This is a genomic window from Mucilaginibacter sp. Mucisp73 (genome assembly GCF_059491465.1).
This window is the reverse complement of sequence record NZ_CP168507.1, coordinates 405,239-426,073: the sequence shown is the minus strand read 5'-3', so window position 1 is coordinate 426,073 and position 20,835 is coordinate 405,239. Positions and strand designations below refer to the sequence as shown.

Genomic DNA, 20,835 nt, shown 5'->3' with positions numbered 1-20,835 from the left:
AATCTCCAACAATGCGTAACCTTTGGATATTTATAACTAAGTATAACGCGTTTTTTTTATTCCTGATTTTTGAGATTAGCTCGCTGCTTATATATATCAAATACAACTCGTTTCAAAAAGCGTCTTTTATTAACTCAACCAATAAGGTAACCGGTACCTTATACAGCCAGGTTGACGCCCTAAAAGAATACCTGTCATTAAAAGAAACCAACGATAGCCTTGCCCGCGAAAATGCCAAACTTCGCGGCCAGCTCAAAGCTTCTATGTATGTTGATACTGTTGAAAAACACAAGGTTAATGATACCGTTTACAAACAACAATATACTTATATTGTAGCCAAGGTAATCAATAATTCATTCAATAAACGCAGCAACTATATTACTATTAACCGGGGCAGCGGGGACGGGATCCAAAAAGATATGGGTGTAATAACAGGGGCAGGCGTTGTGGGCCAGGTTATTGCCGTAACCGAGCATTTAGCTATTATTCAATCGGTTTTGCATAAAAACACGCGGTTTAGCGCTATGCTTGCAGGTACTAAAGATATAGGCTCGTTTGTATGGGGCAATGACATTGATCCGCACAAGGGTGTATTGATAGATATCCAGAATAATGCCCAGCCCAAAATTGGCGATACGGTGGTTACCTCGGGCTACTCGCTTTTCCCAACCGGTATACCGTTTGGCAAAGTTACCAACCTGCATGCCAAAGGCGGCGGTTTACTCATCAACGTTGAGGTAGCCTTAGCTGTTGATTTTACAAAGCTTCAATACGTTTACGTGGTAAATAACAAATTTGCCGGTGAACAAACGGTACTGGAGGCCGTACAAAACAAAAATGAGTAGAACTATCCTTGTTAACCTTGTTAGGTTTATAGTTTTGGTTTTTATGCAGGTTTTCCTGTTAAAAAACATAACGTTTTATAATCTTGCCACCCCTTATTTCTATATCCTTTTCATTTTGTTGCTTCCCTTTGAAGTACCTAATCCACTGCTGTTTGTACTCTCGTTCCTGACAGGCCTCACTATTGATGCATTTTATGATACACCGGGGCTTCATGCTGCGGCCTGCGTTGTGCTGGCATTGGTACGTGTACTTTTCATCAGCATCACGGTACAAAAGGATGGCTTTGATAACGAGCCCGAACCTACTTTGAGTATCATGGGTTTCAGGTGGTTTTTTACTTATGTGTTGATACTTACTTTATTCCACCACTTTTTCCTGCTTAATTTAGAGGTTTTTAGTTTTTCTGAAATACAATACACACTAAGCCGTGTTGTTTTGAGTTCATTGTTTACCGTATTTTTAATACTAATTTCGGGCCTGCTATTTTTCAGAAGGAAAGAACGTAAATGAATAAGTTTTTTGAACGCCGCTACGTTGTTACCGGTATTTTTATAGCTATCATATTAGCCCTGCTGGGAAGGCTGTACTATATCCAGATAGTTGATGATAAGTACGAGATCTATGCCAACAGTAACGTAAGGCGTACTACCATACTTTACCCTGCCCGCGGGCCTATACTCGATCGCAACGGGAAAATCCTTGTTCAAAACGAACCCATTTATGATGTTACCGTTAACCCCAAGGAAGTAAAACCTTTTGATACCATGTTATTTTGCAAAATGATAGGTATCGACAAAGAGGGTTTCGACAAACGCTTTACCAAGGCTAAAAAACAATCCCCCAATACAGCATCCGTATTTGAAAAACAACTTTCTGTTCAGTTGTATGCTTCATTGCAGGAAAAGCTGTTTGAGTTTCCGGGCTTCGCTATAGTGCCCCGCACCATACGCACCTACCCCGACTCGGTAGCGGCACAGTTTTTAGGTTTTATTGGCGAGGTTACCGACAGAGATATCAAACGCTCAAACGGATATTACCGCCTTGGCGATTATATCGGCGTTACCGGCGTTGAAAAGGCATACGAAAATGTGCTGCGCGGTCAACGCGGCGTACAGGTACAAATGGTTGATTCGCACGGTGTACCCAAGGGTTCATTTGCCAATGGCGCGCTTGATACCGTACCCCGTTCGGGCGAACGTCTGACCTCGTCGTTAGATGTTGACCTGCAAAGGCTTGGTGAAAAACTGATGCAAAACAAGCTGGGCAGTATTGTGGCCATAGAGCCATCATCGGGCGAGATCTTATGTTATGTGAGCAGTCCTACTTACGATCCTAACCTGATGGTGGGCCGTCAGCGAGGCAACAACCTCGCCAAAATGTACAATAACCCATATAAGCCATTTTTCATCAGGCCTATCCAGGCACAATACCCACCGGGATCATCGTTTAAACCATTAAGCGCGCTTATTGCTTTACAGGAAGGCATTATTAATCCAAGTGAAACCTACTATTGCACCGGGCACTACCGGGCAGGCAATAGGTTGGTTCCGTGTAATAAAGGCGAGGCACATGGTTCGGTAAACATGAGCCGGGCGGTAGCCGAATCGTGTAATGGTTATTTTTCGATGGTATTTCAGCGTATTGTTGACCGATACGGCGTGAAACGGACTGAAGCTAATTTTGCAGCATGGCGGGCTAATGTGATGAAATTTGGCCTCGGTGCCAGATTAGATCTTGACATGCCCGCCGAAAGCCGGGGCAACGTACCCACACCTTTGCATTACGACAACGTTTATCGTAAAGGCGGTTGGCGTTCAAGCACCATCATTTCATTGGCCATTGGCCAGGGCGAGTTATTGGCAACCCCTTTGCAAATGGCTAACCTGGAGTGTACTATTGCCAATCGCGGGTTTTACTATAAGCCCCACCTTATCAAGGCAATCGGTACTAAAAACGTAATTAAAAAAGAATACGTTGAAAAAAACTATGTTGGGATAGATTCGGGATATTTTGAGCCTGTTATTAACGGAATGCAGGCGGTGGTTGAAAACGGTACAGCCCGCAGGTCAAAAATACCTGATATTATTATGTGCGGTAAAACTGGCACCGCGCAAAATCCGCATGGCGAGGATAACTCAGTATTTGTAGCTTTCGCCCCACGCGATAATCCTAAGATAGCGATTGCTGTTGTAGTTGAAAACTCGGGCGAGGGTGCGCATTGGGCCGCTCCTATTGCAAGTTTCATAGTTGAAAAATATCTAAAAGGTAAGATCAGCCCGCGCGAATCGGGAATTACAGTTGATTATTATGCAAATGCAAACCGCCTGCCCGATCTTAGTCTCTATGCTCAAGACCTGCAAAAAGAACGCAGGCGTGACAGTATCAGGGCGGCAAAGGTTGATTCCATCAAAAAGTTCAAAGCTGATTCAATAAAAAAATTCAAGGCCGATTCGATAAAAAAAGAAAGGCGCGAATCAGCTTATAACAATAAACCGGCGAACTGGATTAAATCATTAACGGGCGGGAGGGCAAGATCATGAGCACTCAGCAGCGGAGTTTCTTCTTCAATGTAGATTGGCTTACAGTTTTTTTGTACCTGGTACTTTGCACCATTGGCTGGTTCAATATTCATGCTGCAGTTTTTGACGTCAATCACCCCAGCATAGTTGATGCCTCAACAAACTACGGTAAGCAGTTCATCTTTATTTGCGTATCTGTAGTGATTGGTATTGTTATCCTGCTGCTCGAAAGTCGGTTCATTGCAGCCTTAGCCCCCGCATTTTACGTGGTGATTGTGCTGTTATTGATACTGGTGCTGGTGATAGGCCGAAACGTAGGTGGTAACCAAGCCTGGATTAACATGGGCGGCGGTTTCCGGCTGCAGCCTTCGGAGTTTGCCAAGTTTGCAACCTGTTTATTGCTTGCGCGATATTTAAGCGGCACCAACATCCGGGTTACCGAACCCAAATCATTTTTAACGGCCGCCGTGATTATCGGGTTCCCGATGTTGCTGATCATGCTGCAGCCCGATACCGGTTCGACACTGGTATTTTGCTCTTTGATATTTGTTTTATACCGCGAAGGGCTTTCTCCTTATTTCCTGGTGATAGCGGGGTTGTTCATTACCCTTTTCGTTACGTCGCTATTATACAATCCGCTGTATATTATCCTGATCCTGGCTGTAATAACCGCTTTCATTATCTTTTTATTTAAGCGTAACAGGCAGCTCATCAAAACCGTGATCATCGGCCTTGCAATTTCGATAGCGTTTATATTTAGTGTAAAGTTTATTTATACCCACGTTTTAAAGAAACATCAAACAGAGCGTATTAACATACTACTGGGTATCACCACCGATTTAAAGGGAAAAGGTTATAATGTAAACCAGTCGAAAATAGCTATAGGCTCCGGAAAAATGTGGGGTAAAGGCTATTTACATGGTACACAAACCCAATACTCATTTGTACCCGAGCAAAGTACCGACTTTATTTTCTGCACCGTCGGCGAAGAATGGGGCTTTGCAGGCTCATTAACGGTAATAAGCCTTTTCATGTTCCTGATATTACGGGTAATTCTCATTGCCGAACGGCAGCGATCGCCCTTTACGCGTATTTACGGTTACGGTGTAGCTTCAGTGCTGTTTTTTCACGTAGTGATCAATATCGGTATGACCATTGGCGTAGTGCCCGTTATTGGGATCCCTTTACCGTTCATCAGCTATGGAGGCTCTTCATTACTAAGTTTTACCATGCTCCTGTTCACGCTTATCAAACTCGATTCAAACAGGAAATCGAATGTTTGATAATTTTAGTCAGAAGTCAGTAAGTCAGAAAGTTGGGGTACCTCTAAAATCGTCTTCACCATGAACCATCAACTATGAACTAAACCGCTACGAAGCAGGATATCTCCGTCGTAACAAAGCGTAAAACTTATCGGCTGTTGATGCTTTACTTTCCCAGTTATTTTTAACTACGTAGTTTGTTTTCAGGAAACGTTCGGCTTCTTCAAAGGTGTTAAAACGGTTTACTATCTCAATAGCTTCACTATAGGCCAGGCTGTAACCATTAAACAGATCTTTTATATAAAGCAGCTTATCATTCAGGTTTATGGCCGATTTAAGATCGGTAACCGGCAGCTCGGCAGTGGTGCTTGCCGCGTTGTTAGCTTTCTCGGCTTTTTGGGCCATGATCCTTTGATTAAAGGTGAGTACCTGCTGGTTGTTGCTTGTATCTGTTGAAGGAGCTGTAGCAACAACAGGCTCCGCTGCGGGTTTTACGGGCTCAATTACCGGTACGGGCTTTGGCTGTTCGGCCATGGGTACTATCTCAACCGGCTTTTCAGGAAGTTCACCAATCAGCTCTTCCTGCTCAAACCTGTCAGCTTCATCATCCCAGGTATCAGCCTCGTTTAAATTTAGTTCAAAGCTGCTTCCTTCAGGAATTTCCTGTTGAAATGAATAAGTATCTGTATCTTTTTCGGCAGCGATATTTATTTGCGGTTCGGGTGTTTCCTTTATTTCGGGCGCGGGGTTGATCACTTCTATTTTTACCGGGTTAAACGGCACCGGAGCTGGTGGTTCAGCATCGCTGGTAAGTTCTATCTTATTAACCGGCACAGGGACGTGCTGTTGTACTACCGGCTCAAAAAAGCGCTGCTCATGCAAAGCTTCTTCCTTTGCAGGCGGAGGCGTTACCGGCACCGGAGCAGGAGGTAATACCAGGGTCACCGGTGTATGTTCTTCAACTGCCGGCTGGTTTTTTTCTGCAAGCAGTGCAGGAGCCGCCGCGCGCTCGTTGATGCGGCGCAGTATTTCGGCATGATCTTTTAAAAAATGGGCATTGGCTACAAAAAGTTCTAATTCAAGCTCGTTAAGTTCGCTGGGATCAGCTGCAAGGTAGTCGTATTGATCATTAAGCTCTTTTAAAATCCCACCTATCTTTTTAAATACATCCATTTGCTTCATGGCCTCAATGTTAGGAAAATGCTTACCAAAAATAGGATTAAATTCTGATATTTGCCGACTATAAAAGTCATAAATGGTATATCACGAAGAGGTTTTCAGGCGTAAAAGCGAAGTAGGCGGCAGTATTGAGGTTATCTGCGGATCAATGTTCTCGGGCAAAACCGAAGAGCTGATCAGGAGGCTTAACCGTGCCCGCATTGCCAAGCTTAAGGTTGAGATTTTTAGCCCTAAAGCCGATACCCGTTATGGCGAGGATGCCATCATTTCGCACAATGCCAGCAAAATAACTTCTACCCCGGTTGATAGCGCTTCGGCTATCTTACTGCTGGCCAGCGATGCCCATGTAATAGGTGTTGATGAAGCACAATTTTTTGACGACGAACTCCCCGAGGTATGTACCGTACTGGCCAACCGCGGCGTACGCGTAATTGTAGCCGGTTTAGATATGGATTTTAAGGGCCGTCCATTTGGTTCTATGCCCAACATTATGGCCATTGCCGAATCGGTAACCAAGCTGCAGGCCGTTTGCGTAAGGTGCGGCAACCCGGCCCAATACTCGTACCGCCTGGTACATGATAATTCAAAAATATTATTAGGCGAGAAGGAAAGCTATGAGCCCCGCTGCCGGGCATGCTATAATACCGTTGCGGGTTAACATTTAATTAAATAATATATTTTTTATTTAATACTATAACTAAAACAAATACCGGGTATTTGTTTGTTATGTACTTAAACACAGCAGCTTCAAAAAGAAGCTGCTTTAATAAAGTATAAAGCAATCAAGTTTATGGCCAAAAAGGTTTTAGTTATAGAGGACGATAAAGATATCCGCGATACCGTGGTATATGTATTGGAGGAAGAAGGTTACGAAGTAGTACAATCCGACAATGCCCGAATCCTGCGTACCCTGACTACTATTAACCCCGACCTTATTTTGCTTGATAACTGGCTTACCGATTGGAGCAGTGACGCCAACGGGCAGCAGCTAAGTAAAAGCATAAAAGACAATCCGGCTACCAGCCACATCCCCGTGATCATTATTTCGGCCGTGAGCAATATCAAAGAAATTGCCAAAGCCGGTAACGCCGATGGGTACCTGGCCAAGCCATTTGATCTGACATCTCTTTCAGAGATCGTAAAAAAGCATATCAAGTAAGCAATCCTTATCAGTATAAATAAAACGGCCCTCCATTAATTTGAAGGGCCGTTTTGTTAGGCCTCACCTAAATCCGCTCCAAAAGAAGAGGACTTTTGAAGAAATGCCGTTGAACACTTTAAGCATTCCCCCTCTCTTGAGAGGTTTTGGAGCCGGGGCTATATTTTCACGCCAAACCCAATATTAAACGTACGCCCGTCGGCCGGTAAAATGCCCGGTCCGGGGTACATGTTAATACGGCGTGTAAAATATTTAGCGTTAAATAAGTTGTTCACACTGGCTGTGAGATGGTAGTTTTTTAGAAAACCATAATTGAAAGCCCAGTCGAACAAATGATACGCGGGCACTATGCCGGTAGCGCCTGTGGCATTAAAAGTAGTATTATTGGCATCACTAAAGCTTTTCCCTACATAGCTGTATTGCAGTGTGCTGCTTACATGGCCGCTTAAAAATGTTAAACCTGCACGGTCTATCCAATCGGGAGTGCCTTCCAGGTTGTTATCCTTCAAACTTACATTTTTACCATTTTGATTGATAGAACCACTGGTGTAACGACCATGCGTGTACGATAGCGAGTTGAACAAACGGAGATCACTCACCGAAGATTTATCAAACGAACGGATCAGCGAAACTTCGGTAAAGGCCTCAATACCTTTAGCCACGCCATTACCAATGTTGGTCATGTAAAGATGGGCTACGTTATTGGCATCAGTTTGGGTCAATGTACCTGCCCTGTTTCCGTAGTAAACATAAAAAGCATTAACATCAAAACTAAATACTGTGCTGATATGGCCGCGGTAACCCAGGTCGGCATCATAACCTTTGCTATCCTTGATGTTCGGATCAATAATTGTCAACTGATCTGCCGGGGTAACGGCGGCATAAATATAAGGGCGGTAAGCCTGTGCAATATTACCGTAAAGCTGGTTTCCGCCGGCAAACTGGTATTGCAAACCAGTACCAAACAGCGGAAAGTTGCGATTATCCTTATAGGTTACAGGCACCGCACGGTTTACAATAACACCCGAAGTAGTGGTATTGATCTGCTCAAAACGCACACCGGGGGTAACTGTAAATGCCTGCGTTACCTGGAACATATTTTCGGCAAAGGCTGCATAGTTTAAGGTATGCAATCTCAGGTCGATGCCATAATCTTTAACCAGGCGCAGGTCAAAATCAGCTGCTGCCGTGCCTGTGCCTTTTTGTTTACGTTTGGTAGTTTCTTCAAAATACCTTATACCTGCGGTAAACGAGCTGCTGAGATTACCGAGTTTGTACGTATGCAGCAAGCGGGCTTCGGTAGTGAAACCGGCATAATAATCACGGTCGACCTGGCGCGGATTAAATGTTTTCAAACTTGTATTAACTGTATCAGGTATATTGGCCGTGTTAATGAACTGCACACTATTGCGCTGACCAAACAGTACATGCGAGGTAACTTCCAGCCTGGTATTTTTATCAAACCGGTAATTGAACAACAATGCCGGGATATTGATTTCAGGATTAAAAAAATTACGCGCACGGGTCGACTGACGATTGTTTGCTTCAAATTGTGCGTCGGTTAAACCACCGGCTATTTGCTGCCTGTAGTCCGATCGTGAAAACTGGAAAGCGATGCTACCCTGATCATTAAACTGGTATTTGAGGCTGGCGTAGTAAGCGCGGGAGTTAAAAGCGGCATCAGGCCGCCAGCCATCGCCGGTGCGGACGCTGTAAAAAGCATAATAACTAACCTTGCCCGCTTTGCCGCCAATGGCGTTATACGAATTGAAAAACCTGTTTGAGCCGGCCGATTGTTCGCTTTCAAAACCCAGCACCTTAGTGCTGTCGCCTTCTTTAAGTTTAAAGTTAACCATGCCGCCAAACTGGCTGCCAAATTGTAATGCCGCCGAACCTCGCACTATCTGAATTTCGCTTACCGCCTGGAATGGCACATTGTAATGATTTTCGGGATAGCCAAACATATCCGAGTTGGTGTTATAGCCATTTTGCCTGATGTTGGTTTCGATAGAGCGGTGGGTGTCCGTACCCCGGGTACCGATATTGAGCTGTAAACCAGCACCGTCCATCTCCCAGATATTAACGCCGGGAACTTTTGCAAAGGTCATACGGGCATTATTATTAGCCAAGTTTGCTTTTCCGGCGTCAAGAAAAATATCAAAGGTTTTTTTCCCGGCAAAAATGTTGGTACCGGATACATTGGGCAAATGTTTTGGCCTGCTTTCTTTAATAATAACACTGTCAAGTTGCAGGGTATCTTTAACGCTTTTATGCTGTGCCCGGGCAAAGCCCGCGCAACACATAAATAGCACGGGTATTGAGATTTTATAAAGGGGATTCATTTATTCAAATAAAAAGATTTTGGGGGATGCTGCTCAGGCACAATAATGATGAACGGGCAATGCATACGCGCAGCGTATTGCAGGCATAGCAATACAAGTCATCAAGATTGAGGGAACAAGTTAATTACCGGATATAATTTAGGCAAGCGCCATTTCCGGAGGCCGGCCACCGACAGATACAACAGTGTCAGGTATACTGATATAGATAAATGTGCCGGGAGGCTGAACAGGCTCTGCCGGTTTTATAAAAGCGTATGAAATTTCAGGGTAATTATACTTAGCGTCGCTACCCAATTTTTTTTCTGACGATTCATGTGTGCGTTTGCTGATAGACTTACTAAATAACTTTTTAGCGCAGATCACATTTTCATTCAGCAACCTGGTAGTTTCATAGTTGGGGATGCACTGCACGTACAGCGTATCGCGGGTAACCCTTAGTTTTACATAGTTATACGAAACACCATCCAACTGTAACTGCCCCGAAACATTCACATAGCTGTCCCAATCATGTATAAAGGGCAGGTTTTGGCCAATCTTAATTTCAATGAGATCGCGCGAATCATATTTACCCCTGGCAATTTGCCGGGCAATTACTTTGTTTGATCTGTTAAAAAAATACTGATTAAGCGCCATGTACCCCAGCAAATTGAGCATATGGGTAACTAACATTACAATGGCAAAGGTCTTTTTCAATCAATAATCAGTCTAAACAACAGCAATGCTACACAAATTTTAGGGATATAACAGGTCATATATTAAAAAAATAAACTCAAAGTAATTAATTCTGAATGCTTTTTGGAGTTTTCTTTATTTTTATTTGGATTTATTCTAAATAACATATTTCTTTGTTGTTGTTAATACACTTGCGCAACACAGAAGCCGCAAGCCCATTAACAATTATTTGATTATTAATGCTTAAAATATAAAGTCCTGTTCTGTAGTTTAATTGTTTATATCAAACATTTAATCAGCAGAGCAGGCACCAATTCATTTTTAATTACCGGAATTTATGTGCGATGCTAAAATACTCAGCCAAAAGGGAACATCGGTAGTAAGCCGTTGCTCCGAATGCCAATGCCTATTTATATGGCACCATAACCTGATCCTTAGCTTTACACCCGATCAATTTATCCAGTTTAAAAATTTCGCTATCGATCTTGATTTCGGTGATCATTCTTTCCCATTTCCCGACGGACAGGAGCGCGTGGTGATGCGTACGCCGGTCAATGATATCCAGCTTACCTTTACTGTTGATGAATGGGAAGATTTTCATGTTGCTATGGATGAAGCTATTTACATGCAGGAGATTTATGCACTGGTTGATGGCGGTAAATAAATCCCCGAATTATTGTAATTATATAGCTGAAAGCAGAATGCACAAAGCCAAAAGTTATTTTAGCTGAATAAATTAACAGATTCTACATAAAATAAATTCCTTAGCCTGGAGAAAATGTACCTCCCGGTTAAAGATTGCGTTACCATAATACAATAACTACCCTGCAAAATGAAAGATATCCCTGTACACCAACTACATGAACGAACAAATTCGGGATTTGAAATCAGGCACTTTGAAAGCGGCGAAGATTCAAAAAAAGTGCCGATGGGCGCCCATCGCGACGATCACTACCTGTTTTTTTTGATTGAAAACGGATCAGCATCGCTGATGATAGATTTTAACGAAGTTCATTTTTGCGAAAACACATTTTATTATATTCTGCCGGGACAGGTACATCACCGGATAAATAATGCACTTGCCGGTGGCTGGTATGTAGCCATCGATTCACAGCATATTCCGGCCGACTTCCGCAATATTTTTGAAAACCAGCTTTTTTTGCAACAGCCTTATCAGCTCAACGATATTGAATTAAAGCAATACCAGCAGCTCCTTTGCCTGTTGCGCGAAAAAAATAGTGAGGATGATAACAGCGCTTTCTTTCTACCTGTTTTGCAATCGCTCATACAATCATTTACCGGCATGGCAGCGGCCACTTTCAGTAATGTTTATACGCCCGAAAAGCAGCTTTCAAGGCCGGCACAAATTTCACATCAGTTTAAAAAGTTGTTGTTGAGGCATGTGCGTACAATTAAAGGCCCTTCGGCATATGCGGGTATGCTTAATGTTTCCGAATCATATCTTAACGAGGTTTTAAAGAAAACCACCGGTTTCCCGGTAAGTTACTGGATAACTCAGGAAGTGATGCTGGAAGCAAAAAGATTACTGTATTACAGCGGCCTCAACGTAAAGGAGATTGCGCATGCACTGGGCTATGATGACCATACCTATTTTTCCCGGCTGTTTAAAAAATCGGCCTGCATCACCCCACTTGAGTTCAGGGACAAGCACCGTAAATAATCCAATATTTACCCCGAAATTACTATTTCAGGAGGCTAAAATTCAATGTTTCTTTGTAGTATCAAAACACTACACCATGGAAACATCCACTCTTCATAAATTAAAAAGAAAGGCTGGCAGCTTGTTTGAAAACCAACTTTTACAAAGCGGCAGGGTGCTTGAAGTAAGGCACTGGGAGCCGTCGACCATGATTGAGATCGACTTGCATTTACCACAGGCCGATATGCAAAACTGGCACGAAATACCCTACATAAAAATAAAAGTTGATAACCTTACCTACCGCGATTATACCCCTGCCGGCTGGGATGCCGAAACCAGCACCTGCACCCTGTATATTGATGCAGCTCATAGCGGCCCCGGCAGTAAATGGGCTAAACAACTTCAAAAAAACGATACCGTACGCTATTTAAAAATCCGTTCTACCCGGCACGCACCGGCCGGCACCCCGGCCATAATAGGCCTTGGCGATGAAAGCAGCATGGGGCATATGCTGGCCTTACAGCAAATGGTATTACCCGCAACGCGTTTTTCGGGCGCTATAGTTATGGCTGACGAAAATCACAGGGGCTTATTTGGCGAGTATTTCAAATCGCCGTTAAAGCCTATTGAGCGTAATGATGTGTACGGCCACCACAGCCTCATCCAGTGGGTAATGGAACAACAGTATAACCTTGAACACTCAGTATTTTACATTGCCGGCAACCATACCATGGTAGGCGAATTACGCAAATTGTTAAAACTGCAGGGGTACCCGTCAAGCCAGATCAGGATACAGGGTTTTTGGTCGTAGAAGCTTGTTTAAAAGTGCTTCTCCCTTACCGGAAACTCGTTCACCGACATTTTATGCCGTTTCACCTAAAATAACTGTTCAACAATGAGCTAACGGTACATCTTTGCGGCAAATAACATTATCATGAAAACATTTTACAATCCACTTATAGCTGTTATGATCTCCCTGCAGGAGCATACGGTAACCGTTACCCAGGCGTTGGCTAACCTGATCAGTTAATATATTCATCTGCCTATGAAAAACAAAGCCGCTTTGCAGTTAAGGCAAGGCGGCTTTGTTATTTAATAGCTGTTATTGCTTTAAGGTTGCAGCCAAACCACCTTTACTCCTTTATCGCCATGTTGATTTTCAAGCTTTAAGGTTGCATAAACATTGTTTTTACGGTCATAATCGGATATGGAAAACAAACCCAGGTCATGATCACGTTTACCTGCAGGGTTACCAAAAACATAGTCGCGTTTCAAGATAGGATCAGGCCCCTTGAGCGGGTAATAGAACCCATCACTACCGCTAACACCTTTTATGGTTACCAAACCACCTTTTTCCTGGGCATCGTTATTACGTTCAGTATCATTAAATAAAACAAAACTTTTGGGGCCGGCACTCAGAAAAGCGAACGATTTAAACTGGTTACCACCCGAAAGGCGTTGCGCAGTACCTTCACGCAGCGATTGATAAAAAGGATTTAAATAAACATTAAGCAAATCATGACTCTTGCGTATAAGATAATCATTAATAAATTCGCCGGTTTTGCTGTAATTAACCACGGCAATATCGCCAAGCGTTGTTGCAACATACCTGCCCGATGTTACCGTCATTTCTTCAGATACAATTGAAAATGTCCCGTCATTATTGAGGTACAGGTTTTGCGGCAATCCCCTAAAACCTTTTTTTGAATACTGATCAAGTCTTGGCGATGGGGAGATCAGATCAGCCCGGTTAATCTTCTTTTCAAATGGGTTCACGAACGACAGGATGGGAGTATATCCCCTGTCACCTTTCTTTTCTTTAACCAGCGCAACCAATATTAACGATTTTATAGCAGGGCTGTAACGTGTTATTCCCTCGTAAACAATCAGATCTTTTGAAAACCCTAATTCGGTAAAACTAACCGCTTTGGCTCCCTTATCAAGATTAGCCAGGATCAATTCACTCTCCTTGCCGCCGCTGCTTTTAGTATTGTAGCCATAAGCCAGCACACAAACTTTATCGCTGCCGATAACTGCCATATCTACGTAACGCATGTATTTATATTTTTCTTCAGGCGATGCATAATAAGCTCTGTTAGTTTCCTTGTTATCAGCACCATAGCTTACAATTTCAATACGTTTGCTCCGTTCAGATTCAAAGCTATTGAACATCACCACAGCGTAATTATCACTATCGGGATCTTTACGCACAAAAAAATGGGGCTCAGGTACATCGCCGAAGGCCATAGCGTAGCCTCCAAAAAAACTTACATGAGCAAGTTCGCCTATTTTCTGATCATCCTTTAAATTACCTGTTTTACCATCAATAACAAGGCGATATAACATAGGCGTACGCGAATCAACCTCGCTGATCATCAAAACAGCATTACCTGCTAATTCAAAAGCTGCTTCGATGTTGCCATAGTCGAGTTTACCATACGATGGATCAATGTGCGTTACAGCAGTTTCCTGGTGGGCAGCATTGTACATCCGGATGTTTATCCCCTTTTTATAAGTAATATGGATAAACATGGTGTTACCGTTTTTAAGCTGGAGAATTTTGGCAAAACCTTCTTCGGGTTCTTCAAAGGTGGCACCTTCGGCAATGGGTTTAAATTGTGCTTTTACAATGATGCTGTATAACAGCATTAATACGACTAACAGAGCAGTCCTTTTCATTCAGTGATAATTAATTAGGTGATAAATCGAATAGTTTAAGGAATAAAGGTAACAAAATGATTGATTCACCAAAAGGCATGCCCCATCAGAATTTTTTATACAGAATACGAGGTTATCCTCATTACGCCGCCCAGCTATTCCCGGAAATTCTACCGACGACACCTCCGTTTCACCGGCCTTTCTCCGATATTTTACCCCCGTTTACCGGAAGTTGGAGTGGCTTTACCTAATTAAACTAACGGCAGGGTGCCTTTTGTGTGCAATTTTGGATCACTAAACAACAACAAATAATGCCATGAAAACTTTACTTGCAATTCAATTGATCCATTTAGTTATGAAAGCCGCGGAACATGCCGTTGTTATCGTTCACTCTATCGGTCATTTAATAAAATAATATCCCGGCACCCCGAGGGGTGGTTATTTCATCTTTGATAAATCAATAACCCAAAACGCATGTTACCTTAAAAAGGTACAGCGTATGAAAAAAGGAGATGAAGTAACCTGGAAATGGGGAAAATCCCAGGCTGAAGGCCATATCGTTAAAAAGCATGATAAGCCGGTAAGCAAAACTATAAAAGGCGCAAAAGTTAAACGCAACGCCAGCAAACAAGATCCGGCTTATGAAATTGAACAGAAAAACGGCAGCAAAGTGCTGAAATCTGAAAGCGAAATAAGCAAGAAACGTTAAACCTTTGCACATGAAATTAAAAGCCTGAATGATAAGCATTCGGGCTTTTTTGCTTAATACTTCTACGCAACCTATATTAAATTATAAAAAACGTCATTGCGAGGAACGAAGCAATCCCCTACTTACAGAGAGGCTATTTAAACTTGCCATATATAGTCATCTTACGCTTGTTTGTAACGAGCGCTTAATATGGTTTGGCGATTGTATCGCCTTTGCGTTATAAACGCAAACCCGAGTTACGCACTCGTTACAAACCACAGGTGTTGGGAAGATTAAAGTTGCTTCGAAAACAAATAAAAACCATATCATTGCGAGCGTAGCGTGGCAATCTCGTAGCCAATGCATGTCCGATTTACATAGCTACGAGATTGCTTCGTCGTTCCTCCTCGCAATGACATAGCTTTTTACACTAATACTCCCTGTAATCCATCGTCTTCCCAACATCCATGGTTACAAACAAGCGTGAGATGACAATGACGTTTCTTAAAAAGCTCTGCTTTCACCGTAAAAATTGCGCACTTCACCGAAAAACTCATGGTTATTTCATGAATGTGATGCATTTTTACCCTATGACAAAACAACCTATCATCACTGTAAACAACCTGGTAAAAAACTATGGCGATTTTGCAGCCGTTAAAGGCATTAGTTTTGAAGTTTATGAAGGCGAGATCTTCGGCCTGCTTGGCCCCAACGGTGCCGGTAAAACAACTACTCTCGAAATCATTGAAACCCTTCGTGATAAAACGTCGGGCAGCATCATTGTTGATGGCTTCGACATTGAAACCGACGCTGATAGCATCAAAAAACGTATAGGCGTACAGTTACAAGCCGCCGGTTATTACCCCAACCTCAACTTGTCGGAGTTGATCGTACTGTTTTCGGGCCTGTACGGTATCGACAAAACACCGATGGAAATGCTGGAAAAAGTTGCCCTTACCGATAAGGCTAAGGCTAAATATAAAGACCTTTCCGGGGGGCAAAAACAGCGTTTTTCTATTGCCACTACATTAATCAATAACCCAAGGATCATATTTTTAGATGAGCCCACAACCGGCCTCGACCCGCAGGCCCGCCGTAACCTTTGGGATTTGATCCGCGAGATCCGCGACCAGGGAACCACTGTAGTGATTACTACCCACTATATGGATGAAGCCGAAGTACTATGCGACCGTGTTGCCTTTGTCGACGGCGGCTACATCATTGGCATTGATACCCCCGACCATTTTATCGACGAGCTTGTAGCCACAGGCTTTGAACGCAAAAAGCAGGTAAAACTGGCCAACCTGGAGGATGTATTCATTAATTTAACCGGCAAGGAATGGCGGGAAGGATAACCCCCCAGCCCCCTGAAGGGGGAGCCAGTATGCAGTTTTGAGTTTGCAGTTAGCACTCTAAAATGCTCCATGCCCCAATGACGCTGACAGGCAAAATGACTCAATGACCTAATGACGCCTAATGGCAAATGACATAAAAGGATGAATAAACAGTACAGCAATACAAAAGCAACCCTGGCCATTGCCAAAGCCAGTTTCCGGTCGATATTACGCAGCCCTTCGGCGGTGGTGTTTACGCTGGCTTTCCCATTAATATTTATCATTGTTTTTGCCAATATTGGGGGTGGCGGTATGTCGATAGATGTGGGCGTAGCCAAAGGCAGCGATACATCCGCCAATAACCCGGTTTACACTGCGCTTAAAAAAAACAAGATCATGCACCTTATCCATGATCAAACGGCTGATGAAATGAGCAAAAACCTGGCAAAAGGTAACCTTGATGCAATACTTGATCTTAAACCCTTTGCTCCCCCTGCTTCGATGACCGTTCATGTACAGTACAGCCAGGCATCGGGCGATAAAGGAAGTGTATTAAAATCAGCCCTGAACAACATTTTTTATCGTATCCAGTCGGAAGAATTGAAGCGCATTCAGTCGTACACCACAGTTAAAGTCCCCAACCTGATCGACCTGAAAGAAGAAACCATAAGCGGCCGCCCATATAAATACATCGATTTTATTTTACCCGGCCAACTGGGCTTTTCGCTGCTGAGCAGTGGTGTTTTTGGTACAGCCTTCGTATTTCTGAGCTTACGGTTAACATTGGTTATCAAACGTTTTTTTGCTACTCCGGTTAAACGTTACAGCATTGTTTTGGGCGAGGCTATTGCGAGGCTTGCTTTTTCGTTATTAGGCTCGTTGTTCATCATATTGGTTGGGCATTACATGTTTGGTTTTACGCTGATCCACGGTGTAACAACTGTATTAAATATGCTGGTACTTTCGGCCATCGGGTTGATCATTTTCATGGGATTCGGCTTTACTGTATCTGGCATCGCCAAAAACGAAAGTTCGGTGCCACCGCTTTCCAATATTATCACGCTGCCGCAGTTCCTGCTTTCGGGTACTTTTTTTTCAATCACCGCCTTTCCAAACTGGCTGCAATATATCAGCAAGGTATTACCGCTAACCCATTTAAACGATGCTATGCGTAAAGTGGCTTTTGAGGGCGCGGGCTTAGGTGATGTTACACACCAGTTACTGATTCTTTTTGCCTGGTTTATCGGGATCTATGCGGTGGCCGTAAAAACTTTTAAGTGGGAATAGCGGGAAAGATGCAGGAATTTAAGATTTCCGAATAACCGCGCTTGACGCCTTTTTGCTTCGTGCTACCCCAAATTTTAAAATCCAGACTTACGAAGTTTTAGAAACTTCGTAAGTCTCAACCATATTACCAACAGAATCCAAACCCAAATACTTAACATTATATTAACATTAACGGTGTTAATATTAACACTAAGATAACATTTAGGAAATATATTTGCAGAAATAATCTCTGCAATGACAATCAAGCCCGTCAATTCCATCGCTTTAGTGCTCTTTTTATTAACTATATGTTCAATTACTGTTAAGGCGCAAGATTCAAAAGTAGGCACCTGGGGCATAGTAACCGTAGTTTTGCCGGGCGATAGTTCCCACAAATGGGGTGGTTACACCGAGTTTCAAACCCGTACCAATAATGTATTCAGCCAGTTTCAGTATTACGAGGTAAAGGCTGGTGTAAGTTATGATATAGACAGAAACTTTACCGCGCTTTTAGGTACCGGCCGCTACACTACTTTTGATTATATGGATATTGGTAAAGGCCCTACAACTACCGAAACCCGTTTTTGGGAACAGATCACAAGCAACCAGTTCCTGTACCGCATAAAATTGGAACACCGCTACCGGGTAGAGCAGCGCTGGGTTAACAGCGATTACCGTAACCGTTTCCGTTACAGGCTAAATGTGTTTGTTCCTTTAAATAGCACCAAAATTGAAGCCAAAACCTGGTTCATTTCTGTTTTCGACGAAGTATTCCTTAATAACAAGGTACCTAACTTTGAACGTAATCGGATATCGGCCGCAGTAGGTTATCAGTTTGATAAATCATGGATCTTACAGGCTGGCTGGATCAACCAATATAATTATTCGGCTGCCGCTAAAAGCGATAAGGACAATATCATGCTCATCCTGATGTACCGCATCCAGCGCAAAAATGCCGTGCAGCGTGAGCATGTACCTACTACGAGCGATTAATCACCGTTGAGTGGGGATGATTACGTTGATTTTATTTCTGGGATTACACTGATTCTTTTTCTGATTACGCCGGTTTTTTTTAAACTGAATTAAAAAACCTTCCCCTCGTTGCCCTGTCTCCACGGCAACCAAATTTCAAACCTTACATGTTGCCGTGCAGACACGGCAACCGGGGAAGCAAGGAAAGAAAAATCCCATAAATTATAAAAATCCACCCAAATCCCGGTTCAGGCATCCGTTTTCATGAAAAAACCACTCATTCTATATTAATTACATGTTAAATCGCATCATTAATTGCCTATAATCGTTACAAATACAAAATTTCAATTGCGTTTTCCTTATTTAGGCATTAACTTAGCCGCCGTTATTAATAGTATTCATTCAAACCACACTCTGACAATTCACTATGAGCATAATAATTGATGTGCATGCCCGCCAGATCTTAGATTCGCGCGGTAACCCTACTATTGAGGTAGAAGTTTTAACCGAGAACGGCGCATTTGGTCGCGCTGCTGTACCTTCAGGTGCATCAACCGGCGTTCACGAAGCTGTTGAGCTTCGCGATAACGACAAATCAAAATACATGGGCAAAGGCGTTTTAAAAGCCGTTGAAAATGTAAACGAAGTTTTGGCTCCTGAATTAAAAGGTATCGATGTGTTTGAACAAAATGCTATCGACGCTTTAATGATTGAAATTGACGGTACCGAAAACAAAGGTAAAATTGGTGCCAACGCTATATTAGGTGTTTCATTAGCCGTAGCTAAAGCTGCTGCCCAGGAAAGCCGCCAGCCTTTATACCGCTACATTGGTGGTGTAAACGCTAACACGCTGCCAATACCTATGATGAACATCGTTAACGGTGGTTCACACTCTGATGCCCCTATCGCTTTCCAGGAATTTATGATCATGCCGGTTGGCGCTCCTTCATTCTCTGAGGCTTTACGTTGGGGTACCGAAGTATTCCACAACCTAAAAAAAATCCTTCACGATCGCGGTTTGTCAACTGCAGTAGGTGATGAAGGTGGTTTTGCTCCAACTTTTGAAGGCACTGAAGATGGTGTTGAAACCATTTTGAAAGCTATTGAAAAAGCAGGGTACAAAGCTGGTGAAGATATCTTCATCGCTTTTGACTGTGCTGCATCTGAATTTTACAAAGACGGCAAATACGACTATACTAAATTTGAAGGCGAAAAAGGTGCTATCCGCACCAGCGCTGAGCAAGCTGATTACCTTGCCGAATTAGTAGCTAAATACCCTGTTATTTCTATCGAAGACGGTATGGCCGAAGACGATTGGGAAGGTTGGAAAATCCTGACCGACAAAATCGGTAAAAAAGTACAGTTAGTAGGTGACGATTTGTTTGTAACCAACACTAAACGTTTACAAAGAGGTGTTAGCGAAGGTATTGCTAACTCAATCCTGGTAAAAGTAAACCAAATTGGTTCATTAACCGAAACTATCAATGCGGTTACTTTAGCTCAAACCAACGGCTTCACCTCAGTAATGAGCCACCGCTCTGGCGAAACTGAAGATTCGACCATTGCTGACCTTGCTGTTGCATTAAATTGCGGCCAGATCAAAACCGGTTCGGCTTCACGTTCAGACAGGATTGCTAAATACAACCAGTTGTTACGTATCGAAGAAGAATTAGGCGCTAACGCTAAATTCATCGGTAAAGATTTCAAATACTTTAAAAAGTAATTTTTTGATACTAATATGGAAGGCCATCTGTGTAAAACGGATGGCCTTTTTTATTTTTCAAAGGTCATGCTGACTGTTTAAATCCGGCAGCCTCTGAAGGGGAAATAACAAAAGAGGGCCTGTCAGTCTGAGCCTGTCGAAGACTCGTGCGGAGAGGCCTGCCCGCCATACTTCGACGAGCTACCCATGACAAGATAAAAAATGTGGTTTTTCGCAGCAGATCAGCTTCGGGTGAAAACGAGCAGAACGATGCTGGGCGGTGCGGCTGCAGGGGCATAGCAAGTTTTTGCAGAAGCGGAGGCATTGCGTGCGAATCGGGGCAAAATAATTGCAGCCCGTGGTTCTGTTCGTTTTGCAGGGTGAAGGCCGCGCCGAGGGCTATGGGGTCAGGTTGTGCGCAAAGAAGCCTCTCTGCTGCAAGCCTTTTTGGTTACTTTTGTGGCGACAAAAGTAACTGGCCCCGCGCGGCCAGGAGCGCGACGATGTAAGTCAAATACTAATGAAGCCCGTTACCAGCCTGTCGGGGATTGCTTCATTCCTTACAGCAATGACGTG

General features: G+C 43.2%; 18 protein-coding genes. 14 read left to right on the top strand and 4 right to left on the bottom strand.

Annotated features, from left to right (window positions below; genetic code table 11):
- The first annotated feature begins 11 nt into the window (after nt 1–11).
- The 4 genes from mreC to rodA are packed head-to-tail and all read left to right on the top strand — an operon-like array spanning nt 12 to nt 4,648.
- Nucleotides 12–845, top strand: a complete 834-nt coding sequence (gene mreC, locus ACEN82_RS01870) for a rod shape-determining protein MreC (RefSeq protein ID WP_413321689.1) — start codon at nt 12–14, stop codon at nt 843–845.
- Complete coding sequence (locus tag ACEN82_RS01865) at nt 838–1,356, top strand: rod shape-determining protein MreD (protein WP_090528953.1); 519 nt, start codon at nt 838–840, stop codon at nt 1,354–1,356. The genes mreC and ACEN82_RS01865 overlap by 8 nt, the downstream gene beginning before the upstream one ends.
- Entirely contained in the window at nt 1,353–3,386 is a 2,034-nt protein-coding gene (gene mrdA / locus ACEN82_RS01860) for a penicillin-binding protein 2 (protein WP_413321690.1), read from the top strand. The genes ACEN82_RS01865 and mrdA overlap by 4 nt, the downstream gene beginning before the upstream one ends.
- Nucleotides 3,383–4,648 carry a rod shape-determining protein RodA gene (gene rodA / locus ACEN82_RS01855; protein WP_112652734.1) on the top strand — a complete coding sequence of 422 codons (1,266 nt, stop codon included), beginning with the start codon at nt 3,383–3,385 and terminating at the stop codon, nt 4,646–4,648. The genes mrdA and rodA overlap by 4 nt, the downstream gene beginning before the upstream one ends.
- Nucleotides 4,649–4,735: 87 nt before the next feature.
- On the opposite strand, the gene ACEN82_RS01850 is transcribed toward rodA, so the two are convergent.
- Nucleotides 4,736–5,809, bottom strand: coding sequence for a DUF8457 domain-containing protein (locus tag ACEN82_RS01850; protein ID WP_413321691.1), 1,074 nt, complete (start codon nt 5,807–5,809; stop codon nt 4,736–4,738).
- Between the two features lie 73 nt (nt 5,810–5,882).
- Between ACEN82_RS01850 and ACEN82_RS01845 the strand changes: the two genes are divergently transcribed.
- On the top strand, nt 5,883–6,464 hold the full coding sequence (locus ACEN82_RS01845) for a thymidine kinase (RefSeq protein ID WP_090528965.1): 582 nt from the start codon (nt 5,883–5,885) through the stop codon (nt 6,462–6,464).
- Between the two features lie 132 nt (nt 6,465–6,596).
- Nucleotides 6,597–6,965 (top strand): response regulator, encoded by a 369-nt coding sequence (locus ACEN82_RS01840; protein ID WP_090528968.1) that lies wholly within the window; start codon nt 6,597–6,599, stop codon nt 6,963–6,965.
- A gap of 158 nt (nt 6,966–7,123) precedes the next feature.
- Here the strand turns inward: ACEN82_RS01840 and ACEN82_RS01835 are convergent, their stop codons facing one another.
- Together ACEN82_RS01835 and ACEN82_RS01830 are read right to left on the bottom strand one after the other, a co-directional pair.
- A complete protein-coding gene (locus tag ACEN82_RS01835) occupies nt 7,124–9,307 on the bottom strand; it encodes a TonB-dependent receptor family protein (protein ID WP_413321692.1) in 2,184 nt (727 codons plus the stop codon).
- A 138-nt stretch (nt 9,308–9,445) separates the two neighbouring features.
- A complete protein-coding gene (locus ACEN82_RS01830) occupies nt 9,446–10,000 on the bottom strand; it encodes a hypothetical protein (protein WP_413321693.1) in 555 nt (184 codons plus the stop codon).
- Between the two features lie 316 nt (nt 10,001–10,316).
- On the opposite strand from ACEN82_RS01830, the gene ACEN82_RS01825 reads away from it, so the two are divergent.
- From ACEN82_RS01825 to ACEN82_RS01815, 3 genes are all read left to right on the top strand, one after another.
- Nucleotides 10,317–10,643 (top strand): DUF6686 family protein, encoded by a 327-nt coding sequence (locus ACEN82_RS01825; RefSeq protein ID WP_090528970.1) that lies wholly within the window; start codon nt 10,317–10,319, stop codon nt 10,641–10,643.
- Between the two features lie 168 nt (nt 10,644–10,811).
- Complete coding sequence (locus ACEN82_RS01820; protein WP_413321694.1) at nt 10,812–11,660, top strand: helix-turn-helix domain-containing protein; 849 nt, start codon at nt 10,812–10,814, stop codon at nt 11,658–11,660.
- 76 nt (nt 11,661–11,736) lie between these two features.
- Nucleotides 11,737–12,450: an SIP domain-containing protein gene (locus tag ACEN82_RS01815; protein ID WP_373612659.1), complete on the top strand. Its 714-nt coding sequence runs from the start codon at nt 11,737–11,739 to the stop codon at nt 12,448–12,450.
- 299 nt (nt 12,451–12,749) lie between these two features.
- Here the strand turns inward: ACEN82_RS01815 and ACEN82_RS01810 are convergent, their stop codons facing one another.
- Nucleotides 12,750–14,318, bottom strand: coding sequence for a hypothetical protein (locus ACEN82_RS01810; RefSeq protein ID WP_413321695.1), 1,569 nt, complete (start codon nt 14,316–14,318; stop codon nt 12,750–12,752).
- A gap of 478 nt (nt 14,319–14,796) precedes the next feature.
- Between ACEN82_RS01810 and ACEN82_RS01805 the strand changes: the two genes are divergently transcribed.
- The 5 genes from ACEN82_RS01805 (at nt 14,797) to eno (ending at nt 20,280) form a co-directional block, all read left to right on the top strand.
- Nucleotides 14,797–15,006, top strand: a complete 210-nt coding sequence (locus tag ACEN82_RS01805) for a hypervirulence associated TUDOR domain-containing protein (protein ID WP_413321696.1) — start codon at nt 14,797–14,799, stop codon at nt 15,004–15,006.
- A 569-nt stretch (nt 15,007–15,575) separates the two neighbouring features.
- Nucleotides 15,576–16,340 (top strand): ABC transporter ATP-binding protein, encoded by a 765-nt coding sequence (locus ACEN82_RS01800; RefSeq protein ID WP_091165640.1) that lies wholly within the window; start codon nt 15,576–15,578, stop codon nt 16,338–16,340.
- A gap of 141 nt (nt 16,341–16,481) precedes the next feature.
- On the top strand, nt 16,482–17,606 hold the full coding sequence (locus tag ACEN82_RS01795; protein ID WP_413321697.1) for an ABC transporter permease: 1,125 nt from the start codon (nt 16,482–16,484) through the stop codon (nt 17,604–17,606).
- A gap of 234 nt (nt 17,607–17,840) precedes the next feature.
- Complete coding sequence (locus tag ACEN82_RS01790; protein WP_413321698.1) at nt 17,841–18,578, top strand: DUF2490 domain-containing protein; 738 nt, start codon at nt 17,841–17,843, stop codon at nt 18,576–18,578.
- A gap of 406 nt (nt 18,579–18,984) precedes the next feature.
- Nucleotides 18,985–20,280, top strand: coding sequence for a phosphopyruvate hydratase (gene eno / locus ACEN82_RS01785; protein WP_090528991.1), 1,296 nt, complete (start codon nt 18,985–18,987; stop codon nt 20,278–20,280).
- Nucleotides 20,281–20,835: the final 555 nt, after the last annotated feature.